Source organism: Dictyoglomus sp. LHC4, from assembly GCF_055181355.1.
Genome location: NZ_CM143707.1, coordinates 340,335 through 358,280 on the forward strand (window position 1 = coordinate 340,335; position 17,946 = coordinate 358,280).

The window sequence follows — 17,946 nt, forward strand, 5'->3', positions numbered from 1 at the left end:
TCATGGATAAGAATAGGCACCTCTCCTATAGGAGAGGTGCCATCCCTATAAAAAAGAATATAGATTATAAACTGGGAGTACATCTATTCCGAGGCGATAGATCTATTTTTGAAGATATAAAACTATTAAAGATAAATACCGCTCAAATATTTTCTGGAAATCCAAGAAGCTACAGACCTAATAACGAAAAACTTCCCACCTTTCCTTTTTCAAGCATATTCATCCATGCACCCTATGTAGTTAATATAGCATCCTCCGATGAAAAAGTATGGAATCTATCTATAAAAAAGGTAAAAGAAGAATTAAAAATTGCCGAAGAAATGGAATGGGAAGGAGTAGTAATACATGCAGGAAGCAGTAAAAAAATGGGAAAAGAAGTAGCTAAAAAAAATTTCTTAAAAGCCTTAGAAAAAATTTTTGAAACTGATGGATTTAAAAGGGCAAAACTTATTATGGAAAATAGTGCAGGAGAAGGAGACGGCTGGGGATCTACAATAGAAGATCTAATCTCTGTATATGAAGAATTTCTCGACATTTATTTCTGTCTTGATACATGTCATCTTTTTGCAGCTGGATATAATCTCAAAAATGAGAGAGTATGTAGAGAAACCTTTTATAATTTCTTTGAAAAGATACCCCAAGAAAAATTAGTTTTAATCCATATAAATGATTCCTATTTTCCCCTTGGATCAAAAAGGGACCAGCATGCTCATATAGGAAAAGGTGCCATGGGAGTTACAGCTTTTCAAAATCTCTTAAAAATTGAAACCATAAGAAGAATTCCTTTAATACTTGAAACTCCCAAGGATTCTCCCATGGCAGACCTTTATAATTTACATATAATAAGAAAAATACTTGAAAATTCTGACTAACCTATCAAATATTTCTTCACAAATTTCATCTTCTCATAAGTATGGAAGGTACCTCCACCCTCATGTCCATTAAAAGGATAAATCTTAATATCCTTTTCTCCTCTGTAGTGATTATAGGCTGCAAAAACAGTAGATGGAGGACATATCATATCCATGAGACCTACAGAAAAGAGAGCTTTAGCCTTTGCCCTTGCTGAAAAATTCACCCCATCAAAATAGGAAAGAGTTTTAAAAACCTGCTCTTCATGATCTCTATGAGTCTTCAAATATTGCACTATCTCTTGATATGGATATCCATCGGTAATTTCTACAGCCCTTCTATAATGGCACAAGAAAGGAACATCAGGCATAGCAATCTTTAGATCTATACCTATATAGGTAGAAAGTCCAACAACAGCAAGAGTTATACCTCCTCCTTGACTTCCTCCTGTAATACCAACCCTATTTTTATCTACCTGAGGAAAGGATAGTAAAGTTTCCACTGCCCTTACCGCATCTGTAAAAACCCTTCTATAATAATATTTCTTTGGGTCCAAAATACCCCTTGTCATAAATCCAGGATATTCTGGATAAAAGGGTGCATCATCATAATCAGGAGTATCTCCAGGACTCCATGAACTTCCCTGTCCTCTTGTATCCATTACTAAGTGAGCAACTCCCATATTAGCCCACAAAAGAAAATCATAAGCAAAACTCCTTCCACCGCCATATCCAATATATTCCACAATCCCAGGAAGATTATCCTTTCTGTCCTTTGGAACAATAAGCCATGCCTTTATCCTCTGTCCCTTATAACCAGAAAAAGTAACATCATAGGTCTCCACCAATTTAAGTCCAAAATCTACCTTCTCAAAAACAGGATCCAAAGGATATTTTCTTGATTCTTCAAGGGTCTCTTTCCAAAAATCATCAAAATCTTTAGGCTCTTCCCTTTCAGGTAAATATTTCCAAAGCTCTGAAAGTGGTAGATCAAAAAGTGTCATAAAACACCTCCTCTTTAAGTTTTTGAAAATAATTATACTATCTTATAAGAAAGATGATAATAGAGCTTTTTAAAACATGTAATCTAAATTCTATCTACAAAGAATCTTTCCTTTGTTTTTTTTCTTAAAGGAGGGAAGTAAAATGGCATATATTAGAACTATTAGAACATATGAGATATAAGAAGGATTATACCTTATTAAAAACCCATATCTTTTCTTCAATTTTAACAGCTATCTTTTATCATGTTCTGTGGATCAAAATAATAAAGTGAACATCCTTTTTGACCCTCTTCCTTTAAGATGTTTTAAAGATTTTGTAAAAACTGTTAATGACCTAATAGGAATAGAAAACATTGATATTATTTATACAAACCATCAAGATCCAGATCTTACCCCTTTTGTTCCTGATTTTCTTGACCTCTACAAAAAAGCCTTCTATCTTACTTCTCAAGATACATGGAGACTTACAAGTGGATATAATATTGATCCAGATAGTTTTCAACCCATCGAAATAATTCACAATAGAAAATTAAAGTTTAGCAAAGATAGTGATGATTGTCTTCAATTTATTCCTACCCCTTTTGTCACTTTAGAGGTGCTTATGCATTATATTATCCTAAACTAAAGGTCCTTTTTACAGGAGACCTTCTCGGAGGAGCATCTACAAAAAAATCTGAAGGAATATATGCGGATAAAGATTCATGGTTTGGTATTAAGCTTTTCCATGAAGTTTACATGCCCACAAAGGAAGCCTTAAGACTTACCATAGATCAAATTGGAAGATTAGATCCTATTCCCGAACTTATTCTCCCTCAACATGGAGATATCATAAAGGGAGATTTTAGTTATAGAGTTTTTAAAGAGATTAAACAAGATTGATGTTGGATTGGATTATATAAATAAAGAGGAAAGAGAAAAAGAACTTTATATAAGAGTCTTTAATGAAATACTGGACTACGCAAAGAGTAAATATGGAGAAAAGGCAGTGATAGAGAAATTGAATAATATAAGCATTCAAATGTACAACTATCCTAAGACCATTAAGATAGAAAATGGAGTAATCTCTGAGGTTTATATACCTTCCAACCACTGCTTTTGTATTTATATATTATTTCTTCTGCCAAGATCTTCCTGAAAAAGAAAAAGAAGATATAAGACTTCAAGCTATTGCAACATTTAAAAAATATGATTTAGAGGTGCTAGAAGAATTATCACAAAAAAGGAACATCCCTTATTTGCAATATCAGAAAATTTTTAAATTAATAAGAAGATAAAAATAGAAAAGCCCTCCACATAAAATTGGAGGGTTTCTTATTTATACTTTTTGTACTTTCTGTAAAAAGGCACTCATATCTTCAAAAGTACCAATAATATATAGAATATCTCCTCTATAAATTTTTTCCAATGGACTAATATTACTTATAACATTACCTCCCCTTTGAATAGCCAAAATTGATAAATTATATTTTCGCCTCAATTCCAATTCCTCTATTGTTTTTCCTATAATTGATTCTGGTGGCTCTATCTCAAAAATTTTAACATTAGCTGAAAACTCCATATAATCAATAACATTTGGAGCTACTAATCTTTGAGCAAGTCTCACTCCCATATCCCTCTCTGGATATACAATAAAATTCACACCAATTTTCTCAAGAATCTTTTCATGTGGCTCACTTATAGCCCTTGCAATTACAAATTGCACACCAAGTTCTTTAACCAAAAGAGCTGTAAGTACACTTGATTCCACATCATGAGCTATAGCAACTATGGCTACATCTACATTTTGTACTCCAGCCTCTCTTAAAGCATTAATATTTGTAGAGTCCAAAACCCTTGCAAAAGAGACATAATCTTTGATTTCCTCAACCTTGCCTTCATCTTTATCAATAGCTATTACAGAATATCCCATTCTTTCAAGGGTTAAAGCCACTGATACTCCAAACCTTCCTAAACCTATCACTGCAAAACTCGTGAGTTTTGCCTTATCAAGACCTGCCTTTTTTAGACTATAAGCTAAAGATTTCATAAATTATCCTATACTCACCTCCTCAGTTGGGTACTCAATATGAGATCTCTTTGATACAGGAACCAAAATTGCCATACCTGCAGTAACAGTACCAATTCTTCCTAAAAACATGGTAATAATAATAACCAATTTAGCAAAATGAGAAAGATAAGGAGTTATACCTGTAGAAAGCCCCACAGTACCAAAAGCAGATACTACTTCAAATAGGATGGAAAGAGGAGGAAACCGCTCTGTTATAAGAAGAATAAACCATCCTAAAATTACAAGAGTAATGGACAGTAAAAATACAGTATAAGCTCTTTTCACATTATCCCAAGTAATAGTTCTATCTTTAAAACGTACATTTTTTCTTTCTAAAAGTACCGCTACTACACTTAACCAAAGAACTAAAAAAGTTACCGTCTTTATACCGCCTCCTGTTCCTCCCGGAGATGCACCAATAAACATAAGTATTATTAAAACAAGAAGAGTAGAAGGATAGAGCTTTCCAATATCCAAAGTACTAAAACCGGCTGTTCTTGAAGTAACAGACTGAAAAAAGGACGCTAAAAACTTCGACCATAGATTTAAAGGCTTCAATGTCATTGGATTATTATATTCAAGCATAAAAATAAAAATGGTACCTATAATAATTAAAAATACTGTTATGCTAATTGCCATCTTACTATGCAGAGAAAGATGAAGCTTACTCTTAGTAAATTTTTGGATTAAATCATAAATGACAATAAAACCAATACCTCCAATTACAATAAGAGAGGTTATTGTAAAAACTAAATGAGAATTAGAAACATAACCTGTAAAACTTCTGAAACCCCCAATAACATCAAAACCCGCATTACAAAAAGCAGAAACGGAATGAAATATGGCAAATTTTAAGCTCTTTAAAAAAGGATAATCTTTTATAAAAACAAAAAACAAAGAAAGAGCTCCCATTCCCTCAACAATTAAAACAGTGATTAATACACTTTTTAAAAAGGAAACAATCCCTTTTAAAGATGTGGTATTTAATGAATATTGCAAATACAATCTTTCCTTAAATTGTATCCTCCTATTTAGAAGCAACATCATACCTGTAGAAATAACAGCATAGCTTAATCCACCAATCTGTATCAAAAGAAGTATTACCATATGCCCAAAATGAGACCAGTATGTACCTGTATCCACAACTACAAGCCCTGTCACACAAGTAGCAGATGTGGCTGTGAAAAGGGCAGTAAGAAAATCAGTAAACTTACCTTCTGCAGAAGAGAAAGGTAACATTAAAAGTAATGTACCTGTAAGAATTACTAATCCAAAACTTAAAATCAAAAATAAAGCAGGATTTAAACCTCTTTTTTTAGAAGATATCTCACCATCAATCATAAAAAACTAAGTAAAAATACACCTCTTTTCATTTCAAATAAAACTTTTCTTAACATCTAAGTATTCTATATCTAAAGCATCTATGAGTCAAATTTACAAAATTAAAAACCAATTGTAACATACTCGCCATAAGGTCTTATATATTTAATACATTTTTAATTGAAGCTCACAGGTTTAATAATTTAAAATAAAATAGAACATCCATTTAAGAGAGGTATAAAAAATATGGGAAGTGTAAAGGATCTAATAATTTTAGAGAATCCAACTGAAAACACCTTCGGTAGAGGAAGATTTGTCTTTTCCGATAGATATTCTGTATTTGATTATGGAGAAATGCCAGACCTGATAGAAGATAAAGGTAAAGCTATATGCATAGTTACATCTTTCTTTTTTGAAAAATTAGAAAACCTGGGAATTAAAACCCATTATATAGGAGTAGTAGAAGAGGATAAAGTAAAATCCCTTTCTGAGCTAAAAAATCCCTCCAATATTCTTGAATTTAAAATGGTAAGAGTAGTGAAACCTGAATTAAAAGATAATATTTATGACTATTCTATTTTCCAAAGCCTTAAAAATAATTTTCTCATTCCCTTAGAGGTTATATATAGAAACTCCCTTCCAGAAGGTTCTTCTGTATTTAGAAGATTAAAAGATGGAAGTTTAAAAATTGAAGATCTTGGACTCAACAAGATACCAACACCAGGAGAAAAACTTGAAAAACCAATAGTAGACTTTTCCACAAAATTAGAGGTAAATGATAGATATTTATCAAAAGAAGAAGCCTTAAATATAAGTGGTCTTTCAAAAAAAGAATTTGAAAAACTCATAAATATTACCCTTTTTATAGATGATCTTATAACCTATGAGGCAGAAAAAATAAACTTAATAAACGAGGATGGAAAATTTGAATATGCCTTTGATACAGAGAGAAATTTTATGGTAGTAGATGCGTTAGGTACCCTTGACGAATGCAGATTTACCTATAATAGTATACCTATAAGTAAAGAAATAGCAAGAATATATTATAGAAAAACTGACTGGTATAAGGAAATAGAAGAAGCAAAAAAGAAAGATAGATTTCATTGGAAAAATATGGTAGGATCTCCACCTCATCTTCCAAAGGAATTAAAATACCTTATATCCTCTATATATAAAGCATACGCTAATGAAATAACTCAAAGAGAATGGTTTGATACTCCTCATATGAAGGACCTTTTAAATCGACTCCAAGAACTTCTTTAGTAGATACTTAATTTCCATAAAGACCCTTCTTAAATGTTTGTAAACTTTATAACATACCCTTTTTTAAAGGTTTCCAGCTTTCATTGTCCTAACATTATCCACAATTGTGGATAACTTTGTGGATAGGTTGTGGATAACTTTGTGGATAACTTGATAAAATTGTGGATAACTTTGTGGATAGAATATTAATTGTGGATAATGTGGAAAACTTTGGAAAACTTATCCACAATTAAAAATCCTACATTTCATAACTCTTTACAACTTATCCACAATATCCACATCCCTAACTACTACAACAAGATTTTTGTTTCATAATATTCCCCTTGTATTTGTAACAGTAGCTGTGGATGAAATTTTGTGGATAAAAAGAAAAGCCCCCTAATTAGGGGGCTTTTCTTTGAGAAAGGAAATTCTGACTGGGCTTTGTTTCTTCTGGAAAAATTATAACTTATTTTTTGAATTTATGCAATAATATAAAGAAGATTTAAAATTACTACAAATAACACGAGTTATCAGAATAATTTATGTAAAGTAATAAAATTTTTCTGTCTGTAAAAAAGTTTCAGAGAAAAACGATTTATTTTAAAATATGATATAATTTTTAATATGATTCAGGAATTGGAAATTATAAAAAGACTTATTTTTTCGTTAATCCTATCTGGAATAATAGGATGGGAAAGGGAGAAGGAAGAGAAACCAGCTGGATTTAGAACTCATATTCTGGTTTCTTTGGGATCTACCCTTTTTATGATTATTTCAGCCTATGCTTTTCCTAATACTGATCCAACTCGTATAGCAGCCCAAGTAGTTACTGGTATAGGTTTTATAGGTGCAGGTACTATTTTGAGAAATGAATATTCGGTAAAGGGTTTAACGACAGCAGCAAGTATATGGGCTGTCTCAGGTATAGGTATGGCTGTTGGTGCTGGTCTTTATTTTCCTGCCGTTATTACCACATTTTTTATATTAGCAGTTCTTATATTAGCAACAAAATTTGAAAAATTATTTATAGGATCTCATAGAGATTTAATATTAAAATGTAAAATAGAAGATAAACCAGGTGTAATAGGTGAGATTGGTACTATTCTTGGGGAACTTAAGGTCAACATAAAACAAATAGCTTTGAACTCTATAAATGAAAATATAGCAGAATTAAATTTAATTTTGAGGTTGCCAGCTAAGGTTAAAATAGAAGAGATTATGGAAAAACTATCAAAATTATCAACAGTAAAAGAAATAGAGATTATTTGAAGAGGGGAGAGACAAAAAATCCCTCCCCTCTTCATTTTATTGTTATTTCTTCCAAAATTCGACCATTTCTCTTATTTGTTTTGTTTTATATTCTTCGTATTTCTTTGCTCCTAAGTCATCTAAGCCTTTTAAAAATTCAGCCCATACTTTATCAAAATCTTTTTTAGGTGCCATTACTACCTTTGGAATATTTTTGATTACATAATCAAATAGTTTATTCCCAATGGCTCTCATATCTTCATCTGGGGTAGGATACATCCAGAGATAGCCCCATGTTTTTACAGGATAATCTTCAGCCTTTGGGAATAGATCTTTCCATATTTCTGCTTTATATGCTGCAAGCACTTTCTTTTCTACATCCGTATAATTTCTTCTAATATCTTCTTTTGTGGTATCAGGAACTACAGGATTTCCCGTAGAATCAATATGGTAATTAGGAAGTCTTGGCCAAGGATAAACATATACTCCTATTCCAGTTTTTCTTCCAAAATATGGATCTGTTCTTCTTGCTTGATCTACATCAGGTAAGAATTGTCTCTTTCCATTTACATATGTATGATGTACTCCTTCTATTCCCCATTGCCTCAAAATATTAGCATCTTCTGTGCAAAGCCAGTCAAGGAATTTTATAGCCCTTACAGGATCTTTACAGCTTTTGGTAATGGCTATACCCCATCCACCTGTATAACCTACTCTTACATCAGGAGGAGCCTGTTTTATTCTCTCGCTTACAGTTACAGGATAATATCCATACATATATTCATATTTTCCTGCTCTTCTTAAAGCTGTAATTGGTTCTCCCACTGCCCATCCCGCATCAATTAATGCCAAAACTCTTCCACTTGCTATTTTTGCCTTATATGTATCTTCTTTTTGTATGAATGTTTCCTTATCCAATAAACCTTCATTCCACATATGATTTAGCCATCTAAAATATTCCTTCTCTATAGCTCTCTTATAGTGGAATGTACACTTTAATGTTTTTGGATCTACATATAACTCCCCGTCATCGGGGGCTCCTGTAGCTTGAAATGCTGGATTTGTTACACTGATTACTGTTCTCCAATCATCAGAACATAATGTAAGTGGTATAGATGGAAGGCCATCTGTAGTTGGATGCTTCTTATAATATGTTTTTATTGCATTTTCAAAATCTTTTAGAGTTCTTATTCTTGGATATCCAAGTTCCATAACTACTCTGTGTTGGAGCATGAATCCACCATTTACATCAAGAGTTCTATCATTATCTGTGGTTAAACCGAGACAGTAAATATGTGGATCTTCCTTACTCCATTTTAATCTCTTTAGGTTTTCTCCGTAAGCCTTTTTAATATTTGGAGCGTACTTTTCTATTAAATCGTCAAGAGGTATTAGTGCTCCTGCATCTTTTAAAAGAGAAAGATCTCCTTTTGCATATATTAAATCTGGATAATCTCCACTTGCTGCCATAATTTGTATTTTTTCTCTTACAGCAGCCTGGTTAGGTGCGTATTCTATATCTAAGGTTACTCCAGTCAAATCTTTTATCTTTTGGGCTACTGGACTTCTGAATTGGTCATCATTGGGATTAACTTCTCCGATATATACTTTAAATGTTATAGGCTTGTTTGCTTCGGGTGTAGGATTCATTGGTTTAAATAATTTTGCTTGAGCATTTACTTCTTTTATACTAACACTAAAAACAAGGCTAATTACTAATATAGAAGCTAAAAACCATCCTAATAATCTTTCTGTCCTCCTCATAAAGTTTATTCCCCCTTTTTAATATGGATTTACAGAAAATTATTAAGTAAAAGTTCTTTTTTAAACACCCCCTTTCTTAATTTTTTATTGCCCCAAGAGTCATTCCTTTTACAAAATACTTTTGTAAGAAGGGATATACCACTACAATAGGTAATGTAGTTACTATGGTCATTGCCATTCTTAATGATTGGGGAGTTACTCTCATAGTTCTTGTGGGATCTAAGTTACTGTAGTAATCAATAGTAGTGGAACTTGCTGCAGCATTAGCAAGGATTTTCTGAAGTTCATATTGCAAGGTAGTAAGATTTTTATTTCCTCCACAATACAAATAAGTATCAAACCATGCATTCCAATGCCCTACTGCTACAAATAGTGCAACTGTGGCAAGAACAGGTATACACAAAGGCAATATTACCTTTAAGAATATGATAAAATCATTGGCACCATCGATCATAGCTGATTCTTGCAGTTCAGATGGTAAGGTATCGATATAAGCTCTAATAACAATAAAATTAAATGGATTTAAAAGTCCTGGGAGGATATAAACGAGAAAATTATTCATTAGACCTAAGCCTCTTATTAAAAGGTATTCAGGTACTAATCCTCCTCCTACATACATGGTCATTACAAATAAAGTGGTTATAAATTTTCTTGCGAAAAAGTCTTTTCTACTAAGAACATAGGCTACAATAGCTGTAGAAAAAACGCTAGTTATGGTCCCTATTAAAGTTCTTAAGGTTGATATTAAGGTTGCTATACCAATTGTAGGATAATTAAATATTTCTTTGTAATTATCTAAGGTAAATACTCTGGGAAATATGGTTATTCCACCTTTTATCGTATCAAAAGGATCATTAAGAGATACAGCTAAAACATATAAAAAAGGATATAATGTTATTACAACTAATAATATCATTATTCCATGGTTTATAATGTCAAATATTTTATCTCCTAAACTTCTATTCATAATCAAATCCTCCTAAATAATTTTGTATCCTGTAAATTTTTTACTTAATTTATTTGCTGAGAAAAGAAGAATTAAGCTTATTACAGATTTAAAAATTCCTGCCGCAGTACCAAAGGAAAATCTTCCTGCTCTAATGCCATAATCAAGGGCATATAGATCTATAACGTCGGAGACATTTCTTACAGCTGAAGTTCTTAAAAGGAATTGCCTTTCAAATCCAATGTTTATAATGTTTCCTATACTTAAAATGAGGATCAAAATAATGGTAGGCATTATACCTGGTAATGTGATGTACCAGATTTTTCTAAATCTTCCAGCCCCATCCACTTCTGCTGCTTCATATAACTCTGGATTTATGGCTGTCATGGCAGCTAAAAATATGATGGTATTCCATCCCAACTCTTTCCATATATCTGAGAAAACAACAATCCACCAGAAATATTTAGGTTCTCCAAAAAACAGTATAGGTTGTTTAATTAATCCTATTCTCATAAGAAGATAGTTTACTACCCCATCAGGTGAGAGCATGGCATGGACTATACTTGCTACTATTACCCATGAAACAAAGTGGGGTAAGTAAGAAATGGTTTGTACAGTTCTTTTGAAGATGGAATTCCTAATCTCATTTATTAAAATAGCAAGTATTATGGGAAGAGGAAAACCAAAAATAAGTCCTAAAAGACTCATAGCAAGAGTATTTCTCATAACAATATAAAATTCTGGATCAGAGAACATCTCTTTAAAATATTTCAATCCTACCCATTGCTGTTGAAAAATGGATATTCCTGGCTTGTAATTCTGAAAGGCTGTAATCCATCCCCATAAAGGAATATAACGAAAGATAATAAGCCATATAAAAAAAGGGAGAATCATAATAATAAGATATTTTTGTTTTTTTATTGTCTTCATCAATTGTTTCACCATAATCCCTCTTTCTTTTTTCTCAAAAATTATCAGAATATTTCCTTTAATAAAACCTTAAAAAATAGAAATTTTTAGAGGGAAAAAATAGACATTTTACAATTTACAAAAATTGTATTAAAGATTTATACTTTAAAAAATTTTAAACTTGAGGTTATCTATGTTTGTCAGATTTTCTGATATAAAAATGTACAAGAAACTCATAATTAGTTTTATAGCCATCTCTATTATCCCTATATCTATTCTTGGTACAGTGACTGTGATTCATTTTAGAAATTTTGCTTTAGAATCCTCAGCAAAGGAAGTTTATAACAATTTAAACTCTGCAAAATTCCAAATAATGAAAGTTACAGAGGAAGTAGTAAAGATTGCAGATAAATTAATGATTGATCAAAGATTAAAGGAACTTTTGCTTTATAGATATAAATCTCCAATAGAAACCTTTATAAAATATTCTCAGTACAAGGAGATAGAAAATTATAAAACTCTTTTTGCTAATGCTATAGCCCATATAAGGATATATTCTGAAAATCCAAGTATTTTAGAAAATGGAATCTTTTATAAAGTAAAGGATTATATTAGGAAAGAGAATTGGTATAGGACCGCTATAAATCTAAATGGATTTATAAGATGGGAATTAATTTATCAGAAAGAAGACATTTATCCTGAAAACTACTTTAGTCTTGTAAGGCTTCTCAGAGATTCTTATAACGAAAGTTTTGGGGTTTTGGTTATTAATCTAAATAAACTTGAACTTAAAAAGATATTAAATAATCAAAGTTTTGATACTTTTCTTATTAAGGATGATGGGTATATTGTGGCAAGCAATAATGAAAGTTTGATAGGTACTACATTTCCTATTGATAAATTAAAAATTATGCAACCTAATGGATACTCATTAAAGTATAATAATAAAGATTATAGAATTTTTGGTACTTATTTACCTCTTGCTGGTTATAACAAGGATTTTTACCTTGTAAGTATGGTGCCCTTGGACTATATAATGAGGGAACCTTACAGTATGTTCAGATTTGCCCTAAGTATAATAGCTATTACAATAGGACTTTCTATCATTTTTACTTTAATATTCTCTAAGAATATGAGTAAAAGAATTGCTATACTCAATGATGTAGTAGATGAAATATCTCATGGTAATTGGGATTTGGAGTTTTCAATACCTGGAAAGGATGAAATAGGAGAACTTGCTGAGAATGTAAAGAATATGGCAAGAAATATAAAGATGCTTAATGAGTTAGAGATAAAACAGAAAGAAATGAAGTTAAAAATATTAACCAATAATTTGAACCCCCATTTTCTATTTAACACTTTGGAGACCATTCATATGATGGCTATATGTAAGGAACAATGGGATATTGCAGATATTACTCTTAAGCTTGGCAATCTCTTGAGGAAGATCATAGAATTTGAAGGAAAACCTATAAAGTTAAGGACAGAGTTGGAACTTATAAAAGATTATTTAAAAATACAAAAATATAGGTTTGAAAAGATAGATTATAGGATAAATATATACGAGGATATAGAAGATCTATATATACTTCCTTTTCTTATTCAGCCTATTGTGGAGAACTCTATTATACATGGTCTTGAGGAGAAAGAAGAAAAGGGAATGATAAATATCAATATCAAAAAGGAAGAGGATAAATTAATCATATCAGTAGAGGATAACGGAGTAGGGATGTCTCAACAAGAAATAGAAGCGATCTTCAACACCGAGGATTTAAGTGGAAAAAGAATAGGCATAAAAAATACCATGGAAAGGATAAAACTTTTTTACGGAGAAGAGTTTGGAATTAGGATTCAAAGTGAAGAAGGAAAGGGTACAAAAGTAGATATAGTACTACCTTATTATATGTTAAAGGGAAGGGATAAATATGTACAGAGTATTAATAGTTGATGATGAGCCTATTATAAGAAGTGGATTAAAGAAAATTATAGATTGGGAAAGTTATGAATTGAAAGTTGTGGGAGATGCGGATAGTGGGGAAGATGCATTGAGGAAAATCTTAAAGTTGAATCCTGATCTTTGCATTGTGGATATAAAGATGCCAAGAATGGATGGATTGGAATTAATAAAAAAAGTTAAAGAGATTGGTATTAGAGTTAAATTTATAATTCTTACAGGTTATCCTGAATTTGAATACGCAAAAAAGGCTATAGATTTAGGAGTAGAAAGTTATCTTTTAAAACCTGTAGATCCTGAAATTCTTAAAGAAAAGGTTATGCAAATTATAGAGCAGATAAAGAGTGATAAATTAATACATGAATTATCTCGTGATAAAATCTTAGAAAGGCTTATAAAGGGAGAATTAAAAAATATTAAGGAAGAAGATCTTAACAGAATTTATAATTTCAATTTTCCCTGGAGTTCTTATGAGATAGTATTAACTAACGATTTGAATATTGAAGATAAAAAAATTAATAATATTGATAGTATAATTCAAACTTACACTTTTATAGGAAATTCTTTATGTTTTCTTATTACAGATATAAAAAAGCCTTACTTTAGAAGGAAGTTAATAGATATAAAAAGACAATTCAAAAAATTATATGGAGTTAACATATCCTTCTTTGTAGGCGAAAAAGTCTATAAACTTATTGATTTGTCAATATCTTATAAAACTGCTTTAAGATTAAAAAGTAAAAAGTTTCTCTTTAATCAAAATGAAATAATAACTTATCCTAAGGAGGTTAAGTTTGGTGATTTTCAGAATACCGATGAATCAAAAATAATTCACGAAATTATAAAAGCTATAGAGTTTGGAAATCTAAATAACATCAATCTTTTTCTTGAAATAAAAATGAATAATCATGTTATAAGGGATGATGATGAAGAAGAAATAAAATCAAGTTATCTAAATCTGTTTATAAACGTAATAAATTATTTCTCTTCTAATTATCCTTTCTTTAAGGAAATGTCTAACAAATATTTAGATAAAAGAATAATATGTGAATTTTATAGAAAGCGATCCCTTATAGACCTTCACAATTTTGTAAAAGAAATGGTGTTAAACGTGTTAAGAGATTTTTCAGAGAAAACAGGCAATAATGTACTTTCTCAGATAATAGAATATATAAATGCTAATTATTATAAAGATCTTAAATTAAAGGATTTGGCAAAACAATTTGGATATAACAGTAGTTATTTTGGAAAGGTATTTAGGAAATATACAGGTGAGAAATTTAATACCTATATTGATAGGGTAAGGATAAATAAAGCCAAGGAATTACTTTTAAAAGGTGAGAAGGTAATAGAAGTGGCAGAAAAGGTTGGTTATAAGGATCTGGATTACTTTGTTTTTAAATTTAAAAAATATACAGGAAAAACCCCTCAAGCATTTAAAGAAAATATCTCTTAAAAAGCCACATTTCCGCATAGTTTTCCAATTAGTTAAGTTTTGATACACTTTTTATATAAATTTAATAATTTTAGTTTCATTGAAAAGGGTATTAAATTAGTTTTTTAATTATATCAGGAAAGGAGATGATAAAATGAAAGTAAAAGAGGTAATATTGAAGAATAAATCAGGTTTGCATGCTCGTTCCGCAGCTGTTTTTGTTCAGACAGCAAGCAAATTTAAGAGTAAGATAATAATAAAGAAGCAGATGCAAAAAGTATATTAAAAGTACTTTCCTTAGGGGCTAATCAGGGGACAAAGCTTATGTTAGAAGTTGAGGGGGAAGACGAGGAAGAAGCTCTTAAAACCCTTTCGGAGCTTATAGAGTTGGGTTTAGGAGAGGATTAGTGGGTAAACGGGATAGAAAAGAGAAAATTTTAAATGTTATTTTAGAGGCTTCTCATCCTATAAAGATAGAAGATGTAGCAGAAAAGACAGGCTATAGTTTATCTACTGTCAGAAGGGAATTAAGAAGTCTTGAAGAGTTTTTATTTGCCCATGGAATTGAAGTTAAGCACCTCCTATATAAAGGTATTCATATTACAAATCTTAAAAAAGACTCACATCTTCATATTATGTCTTTATTATCCCAAAATGAACAGATAACTAACAAAGAAAGGCATAAATTGATGATTCTTGACCTGCTATTATCAGCAGAAAAAATAACATTAGAAAATTGGGAAGAAAAATTCAATATAAGCCATCCGACAACTGTAAAAGATTTTCAATTAGTAAAGAAATGGATTATCAATCACAAACTAAATGTGATAGCTAAACCTCATTATGGAATTAGATTGGTAGGTGAAGAAAAATATATTAGACAGGCAATTTTGGAGAATTTATCAGAAGAAGAAAAAGGTAAGTTGTTAAATGAGATACTTTTAGATTATAAAGCAAATTTATCTTGGATTGATATCTTTAATGATTCCTTTTTTGGAATTATTAAGTTTTTAAATGAAATAGAGAATGTATGGGATGTAAAATTTACTGATGATAGTTTTCTTCAATTATTGTTAATCATAGGGATTTCTATAAGTAGATTGAAAAAAGGATATAGATTGGAGGGCTTTTATACAAATTATTATGATTTCAATCCTCCTTTTGATATTTTAGAAAGTTTTTATGATTTAAATTTAGATGATATGGAAAAAGATTTATAAACCTATACTTACTTTGTTCTGAATTAGAATCTGGTAAGAGTTTTCTTAAAGAAGATAAGGATTTAAGAAATATTTTAGAAAAGGAGATCCTCAATTCTTATTCTTTTAAGAGTAATACCTTTAAGATTTTTTGAGTCATATACAGACTGCTATCTTCAAGATAAAGAATAATATACATATATAATAATATGTTAGAAAAAATAAAGAAAAACTATCCAATCATATACTATATTTCATCCGAATTATCAAAGACTCTTGAAAAAAGATTTGATATAAAGATTCCAGAAGAAGAAAAAGGATATATAACATTATATTTGTTAAGACTGTTCGAAAAAATGGCTAAGAAGAAAAAGATTATCTTAATATGTCCTTCTGGAGTATTAACAGCAAATCTTTTAGCAGAGAAAATAAAAAAGATATTTGAAGATGTTGAAGTTGTAAAGATAACATCAGTAAGAGACTTACCTCGAAATCCCTCTAAAGGATTTATATATGTTAATACCATTCCACTTCCTAATTTTGGATCACCTTATTTTCAAATTTCACCATTATTCTCTAAGGATGACGAGGAAAAGTTCAAAAATTACATTTATAACTTTTATAGAGAAAATGTTTATGTAGAGATTATGGAAGTAAAAGATGAAAATGAGATTTTACAATACATCCCTAAGGACTCCACTATTATTGCTATAAAGGAGAGATTATATTGGATCTACTCTAAGGAGGAACCAAAGGAAGAAAAGTTTATTTTATTCTATGACCCCAACAATAAATCCTATTATATGTATATCCATCTTTTTGATTATTTTAAGACTATATGGTTGTCTCAAAAGATAGCCACAAATGTATCTTTGAGAAATTTAAATGGAAACAGTAAAGATTATTTACTTAAATTGCTATATTCTTTTGAAAGGGGAATTTAATATGAAGATAATAAAGGGTATTTCTGGATCTCCTGGAGTTACCATAGGAAAGATTTTTCTTTGGATTAAGAAAGAAAAAGATCTTAATTATAAGGGAGATGAGGCAAAAAAGATTTGGAGAGAAGCAAAGGAAGATCTTAAAGAGGAATTAAATAATAGATTAATGGATTTGTCTGAGACTGAAAGAGATCTTGTAAACTTTTATTTATTACTTTTAGATGATCCTGCTTTTGAAGAATTTCTTTATGAAAAAATAGATGAAGGTTTAGATTTTAAGACTGTAGTTGAAACAACCACTGAAAGGTTTAAAAAAGAGTTTTTAAATCTGGATGTTTATTTTAAAATGAGGGCCCAAGATATAGAACCTCTTAAGGAAGAAATATTTAGGGTAGTTGTTGGAGATAGTTATCCAAGCTTAGAAGAACCTTCCATATTGGTATCAAAAGAAGTAACACCTTGGCAATTAATTAATATTACAAAAGATAAATTATTGGGTATTGTTAATGAGAGGGGAGGGGTTCTTTCTCACCTTTCCATAATAGCAAGGAATTTAAATTTGCCCCTTTTAATAGGTGCTAATGTTTCAGAGATTAAGGGGAGAACTGGCTATTTTAGATGGTGAAAAGGGAATTTTAATATTAGATCCTTCCCCTTTAGATATAGAAAAATATGAGAAATTATATGAACGTTATAAGATACTTCAAAAGAAAGCAATAGAGTTCAAAAACTACATACCTAAGAAAGAGAATGGAGAAAAATTCTTTATCTCAGGAAATATTGGTAATTTAGAAGATGCCTTTTTAGCTTTAGAGCAAGGGGCAATGGGAATAGGCCTTTTTAGAACTGAATTTTTATTCTTGGAGAGGAATGAACCCCCATCTGAAGAAGAACAGTACAAAATTTATAAGAAAGTTGGAGATCTATTTTTAAATTATCCTGTTATTATAAGGACCTTAGACATTGGTGGAGAAAAAATGTACCCTATATACAGTTTGAGAGAGAAGAAAATCCATTTTTGGGGCTTAGAGGAATTAGGTGGTGACTATATGAAAAAGTATTTTTTAAAACACAGTTAAAGGC

16 protein-coding genes and 2 pseudogenes are annotated in these 17,946 nt (G+C 30.6%); 12 read left to right on the plus strand and 6 right to left on the minus strand.

The annotated features are described in order from the left end of the window. Nucleotides 1–2 precede the first annotated feature (2 nt). A complete protein-coding gene (locus tag ACY3JO_RS01615) occupies nucleotides 3–872 on the plus strand; it encodes a deoxyribonuclease IV (protein WP_463085077.1) in 870 nt (289 codons plus the stop codon). On the opposite strand, the gene ACY3JO_RS01620 is transcribed toward ACY3JO_RS01615, so the two are convergent. Next, entirely contained in the window at nucleotides 869–1,855 is a 987-nt protein-coding gene (locus ACY3JO_RS01620) for an acetylxylan esterase (protein ID WP_463085078.1), read from the minus strand. The genes ACY3JO_RS01615 and ACY3JO_RS01620 overlap by 4 nt on opposite strands. A gap of 268 nt (nucleotides 1,856–2,123) precedes the next feature. Here ACY3JO_RS01620 and ACY3JO_RS01625 point away from each other — a divergent pair. Together ACY3JO_RS01625 and ACY3JO_RS01630 are read left to right on the plus strand one after the other, a co-directional pair. Next, nucleotides 2,124–2,734 (plus strand): annotated as a pseudogene (locus tag ACY3JO_RS01625) (oxygen-binding di-iron domain-containing protein). 7 nt (nucleotides 2,735–2,741) lie between these two features. Then, on the plus strand, nucleotides 2,742–2,990 hold the full coding sequence (locus tag ACY3JO_RS01630) for a hypothetical protein (RefSeq protein WP_463085079.1): 249 nt from the start codon (nucleotides 2,742–2,744) through the stop codon (nucleotides 2,988–2,990). 180 nt (nucleotides 2,991–3,170) lie between these two features. Here ACY3JO_RS01630 and ACY3JO_RS01635 read toward each other — a convergent pair whose 3' ends face one another. Next, nucleotides 3,171–3,881, minus strand: coding sequence for a potassium channel family protein (locus ACY3JO_RS01635; protein ID WP_463085080.1), 711 nt, complete (start codon nucleotides 3,879–3,881; stop codon nucleotides 3,171–3,173). A 3-nt stretch (nucleotides 3,882–3,884) separates the two neighbouring features. Further along, nucleotides 3,885–5,243, minus strand: coding sequence for a TrkH family potassium uptake protein (locus ACY3JO_RS01640; protein ID WP_463085081.1), 1,359 nt, complete (start codon nucleotides 5,241–5,243; stop codon nucleotides 3,885–3,887). Between the two features lie 225 nt (nucleotides 5,244–5,468). Between ACY3JO_RS01640 and purC the strand changes: the two genes are divergently transcribed. Further along, on the plus strand, nucleotides 5,469–6,485 hold the full coding sequence (gene purC, locus ACY3JO_RS01645; protein ID WP_463085082.1) for a phosphoribosylaminoimidazolesuccinocarboxamide synthase: 1,017 nt from the start codon (nucleotides 5,469–5,471) through the stop codon (nucleotides 6,483–6,485). Between the two features lie 606 nt (nucleotides 6,486–7,091). Next, nucleotides 7,092–7,736 carry an MgtC/SapB family protein gene (locus ACY3JO_RS01650; RefSeq protein WP_463085083.1) on the plus strand — a complete coding sequence of 215 codons (645 nt, stop codon included), beginning with the start codon at nucleotides 7,092–7,094 and terminating at the stop codon, nucleotides 7,734–7,736. 42 nt (nucleotides 7,737–7,778) lie between these two features. On the opposite strand, the gene ACY3JO_RS01655 is transcribed toward ACY3JO_RS01650, so the two are convergent. The 3 genes from ACY3JO_RS01655 to ACY3JO_RS01665 all read right to left on the minus strand — a co-directional run bounded on the left by ACY3JO_RS01655 (nucleotide 7,779) and on the right by ACY3JO_RS01665 (nucleotide 11,355). Continuing rightward, complete coding sequence (locus ACY3JO_RS01655; RefSeq protein WP_463085084.1) at nucleotides 7,779–9,479, minus strand: ABC transporter substrate-binding protein; 1,701 nt, start codon at nucleotides 9,477–9,479, stop codon at nucleotides 7,779–7,781. Nucleotides 9,480–9,555: 76 nt separating this feature from the next. After that, the gene (locus ACY3JO_RS01660; RefSeq protein ID WP_463085085.1) at nucleotides 9,556–10,446 is read right to left on the minus strand and encodes a carbohydrate ABC transporter permease; all 891 of its coding nucleotides are present in this window, start codon (nucleotides 10,444–10,446) and stop codon (nucleotides 9,556–9,558) included. 12 nt (nucleotides 10,447–10,458) lie between these two features. After that, entirely contained in the window at nucleotides 10,459–11,355 is an 897-nt protein-coding gene (locus tag ACY3JO_RS01665; protein WP_463085086.1) for an ABC transporter permease, read from the minus strand. Nucleotides 11,356–11,527: 172 nt separating this feature from the next. Here ACY3JO_RS01665 and ACY3JO_RS01670 point away from each other — a divergent pair, with 172 nt between their 5' ends. The 7 genes and pseudogenes from ACY3JO_RS01670 (at nucleotide 11,528) to ACY3JO_RS01700 (ending at nucleotide 17,942) form a co-directional block, all read left to right on the plus strand. After that, complete coding sequence (locus ACY3JO_RS01670; RefSeq protein WP_463085087.1) at nucleotides 11,528–13,282, plus strand: sensor histidine kinase; 1,755 nt, start codon at nucleotides 11,528–11,530, stop codon at nucleotides 13,280–13,282. Then, nucleotides 13,260–14,744, plus strand: a complete 1,485-nt coding sequence (locus tag ACY3JO_RS01675; RefSeq protein WP_463085088.1) for a response regulator transcription factor — start codon at nucleotides 13,260–13,262, stop codon at nucleotides 14,742–14,744. Before ACY3JO_RS01670 ends, ACY3JO_RS01675 begins: the two co-directional genes overlap by 23 nt. 133 nt (nucleotides 14,745–14,877) lie before the next feature. After that, nucleotides 14,878–15,131 (plus strand): annotated as a pseudogene (locus ACY3JO_RS01680) (HPr family phosphocarrier protein). Continuing rightward, nucleotides 15,131–15,943 (plus strand): helix-turn-helix domain-containing protein, encoded by an 813-nt coding sequence (locus ACY3JO_RS01685; RefSeq protein ID WP_463085089.1) that lies wholly within the window; start codon nucleotides 15,131–15,133, stop codon nucleotides 15,941–15,943. The pseudogene ACY3JO_RS01680 and the gene ACY3JO_RS01685 overlap by 1 nt, the downstream one beginning before the upstream one ends. 176 nt (nucleotides 15,944–16,119) lie before the next feature. Next, entirely contained in the window at nucleotides 16,120–16,866 is a 747-nt protein-coding gene (locus ACY3JO_RS01690) for a PRD domain-containing protein (protein WP_463085684.1), read from the plus strand. A gap of 1 nt (nucleotide 16,867) precedes the next feature. Continuing rightward, nucleotides 16,868–17,488, plus strand: coding sequence for a phosphoenolpyruvate-utilizing N-terminal domain-containing protein (locus ACY3JO_RS01695; protein ID WP_463085090.1), 621 nt, complete (start codon nucleotides 16,868–16,870; stop codon nucleotides 17,486–17,488). Next, on the plus strand, nucleotides 17,445–17,942 hold the full coding sequence (locus tag ACY3JO_RS01700; protein ID WP_463085091.1) for a putative PEP-binding protein: 498 nt from the start codon (nucleotides 17,445–17,447) through the stop codon (nucleotides 17,940–17,942). Before ACY3JO_RS01695 ends, ACY3JO_RS01700 begins: the two co-directional genes overlap by 44 nt. The last annotated feature ends 4 nt before the right edge of the window (nucleotides 17,943–17,946 follow it).

Bases quoted from the DNA above. Each gene is read 5' to 3' on its own strand.
- ACY3JO_RS01640 (WP_463085081.1), bottom strand. From the start codon at position 5,243: ATGATTGATGGTGAGATATCTTCTAAAAAAAGAGGTTTAAATCCTGCT.
- ACY3JO_RS01665 (WP_463085086.1), bottom strand. From the start codon at position 11,355: ATGAAGACAATAAAAAAACAAAAATATCTTATTATTATGATTCTCCCT.
- ACY3JO_RS01650 (WP_463085083.1), top strand. From the start codon at position 7,092: ATGATTCAGGAATTGGAAATTATAAAAAGACTTATTTTTTCGTTAATC.
- purC (WP_463085082.1), top strand. From the start codon at position 5,469: ATGGGAAGTGTAAAGGATCTAATAATTTTAGAGAATCCAACTGAAAAC.
- ACY3JO_RS01655 (WP_463085084.1), bottom strand. From the start codon at position 9,479: ATGAGGAGGACAGAAAGATTATTAGGATGGTTTTTAGCTTCTATATTA.
- ACY3JO_RS01620 (WP_463085078.1), bottom strand. From the start codon at position 1,855: ATGACACTTTTTGATCTACCACTTTCAGAGCTTTGGAAATATTTACCT.
- ACY3JO_RS01670 (WP_463085087.1), top strand. From the start codon at position 11,528: ATGTTTGTCAGATTTTCTGATATAAAAATGTACAAGAAACTCATAATT.
- ACY3JO_RS01615 (WP_463085077.1), top strand. From the start codon at position 3: ATGGATAAGAATAGGCACCTCTCCTATAGGAGAGGTGCCATCCCTATA.
- ACY3JO_RS01695 (WP_463085090.1), top strand. From the start codon at position 16,868: ATGAAGATAATAAAGGGTATTTCTGGATCTCCTGGAGTTACCATAGGA.
- ACY3JO_RS01675 (WP_463085088.1), top strand. From the start codon at position 13,260: ATGTACAGAGTATTAATAGTTGATGATGAGCCTATTATAAGAAGTGGA.
- ACY3JO_RS01635 (WP_463085080.1), bottom strand. From the start codon at position 3,881: ATGAAATCTTTAGCTTATAGTCTAAAAAAGGCAGGTCTTGATAAGGCA.
- ACY3JO_RS01700 (WP_463085091.1), top strand. From the start codon at position 17,445: ATGTTTCAGAGATTAAGGGGAGAACTGGCTATTTTAGATGGTGAAAAG.
- ACY3JO_RS01660 (WP_463085085.1), bottom strand. From the start codon at position 10,446: ATGAATAGAAGTTTAGGAGATAAAATATTTGACATTATAAACCATGGA.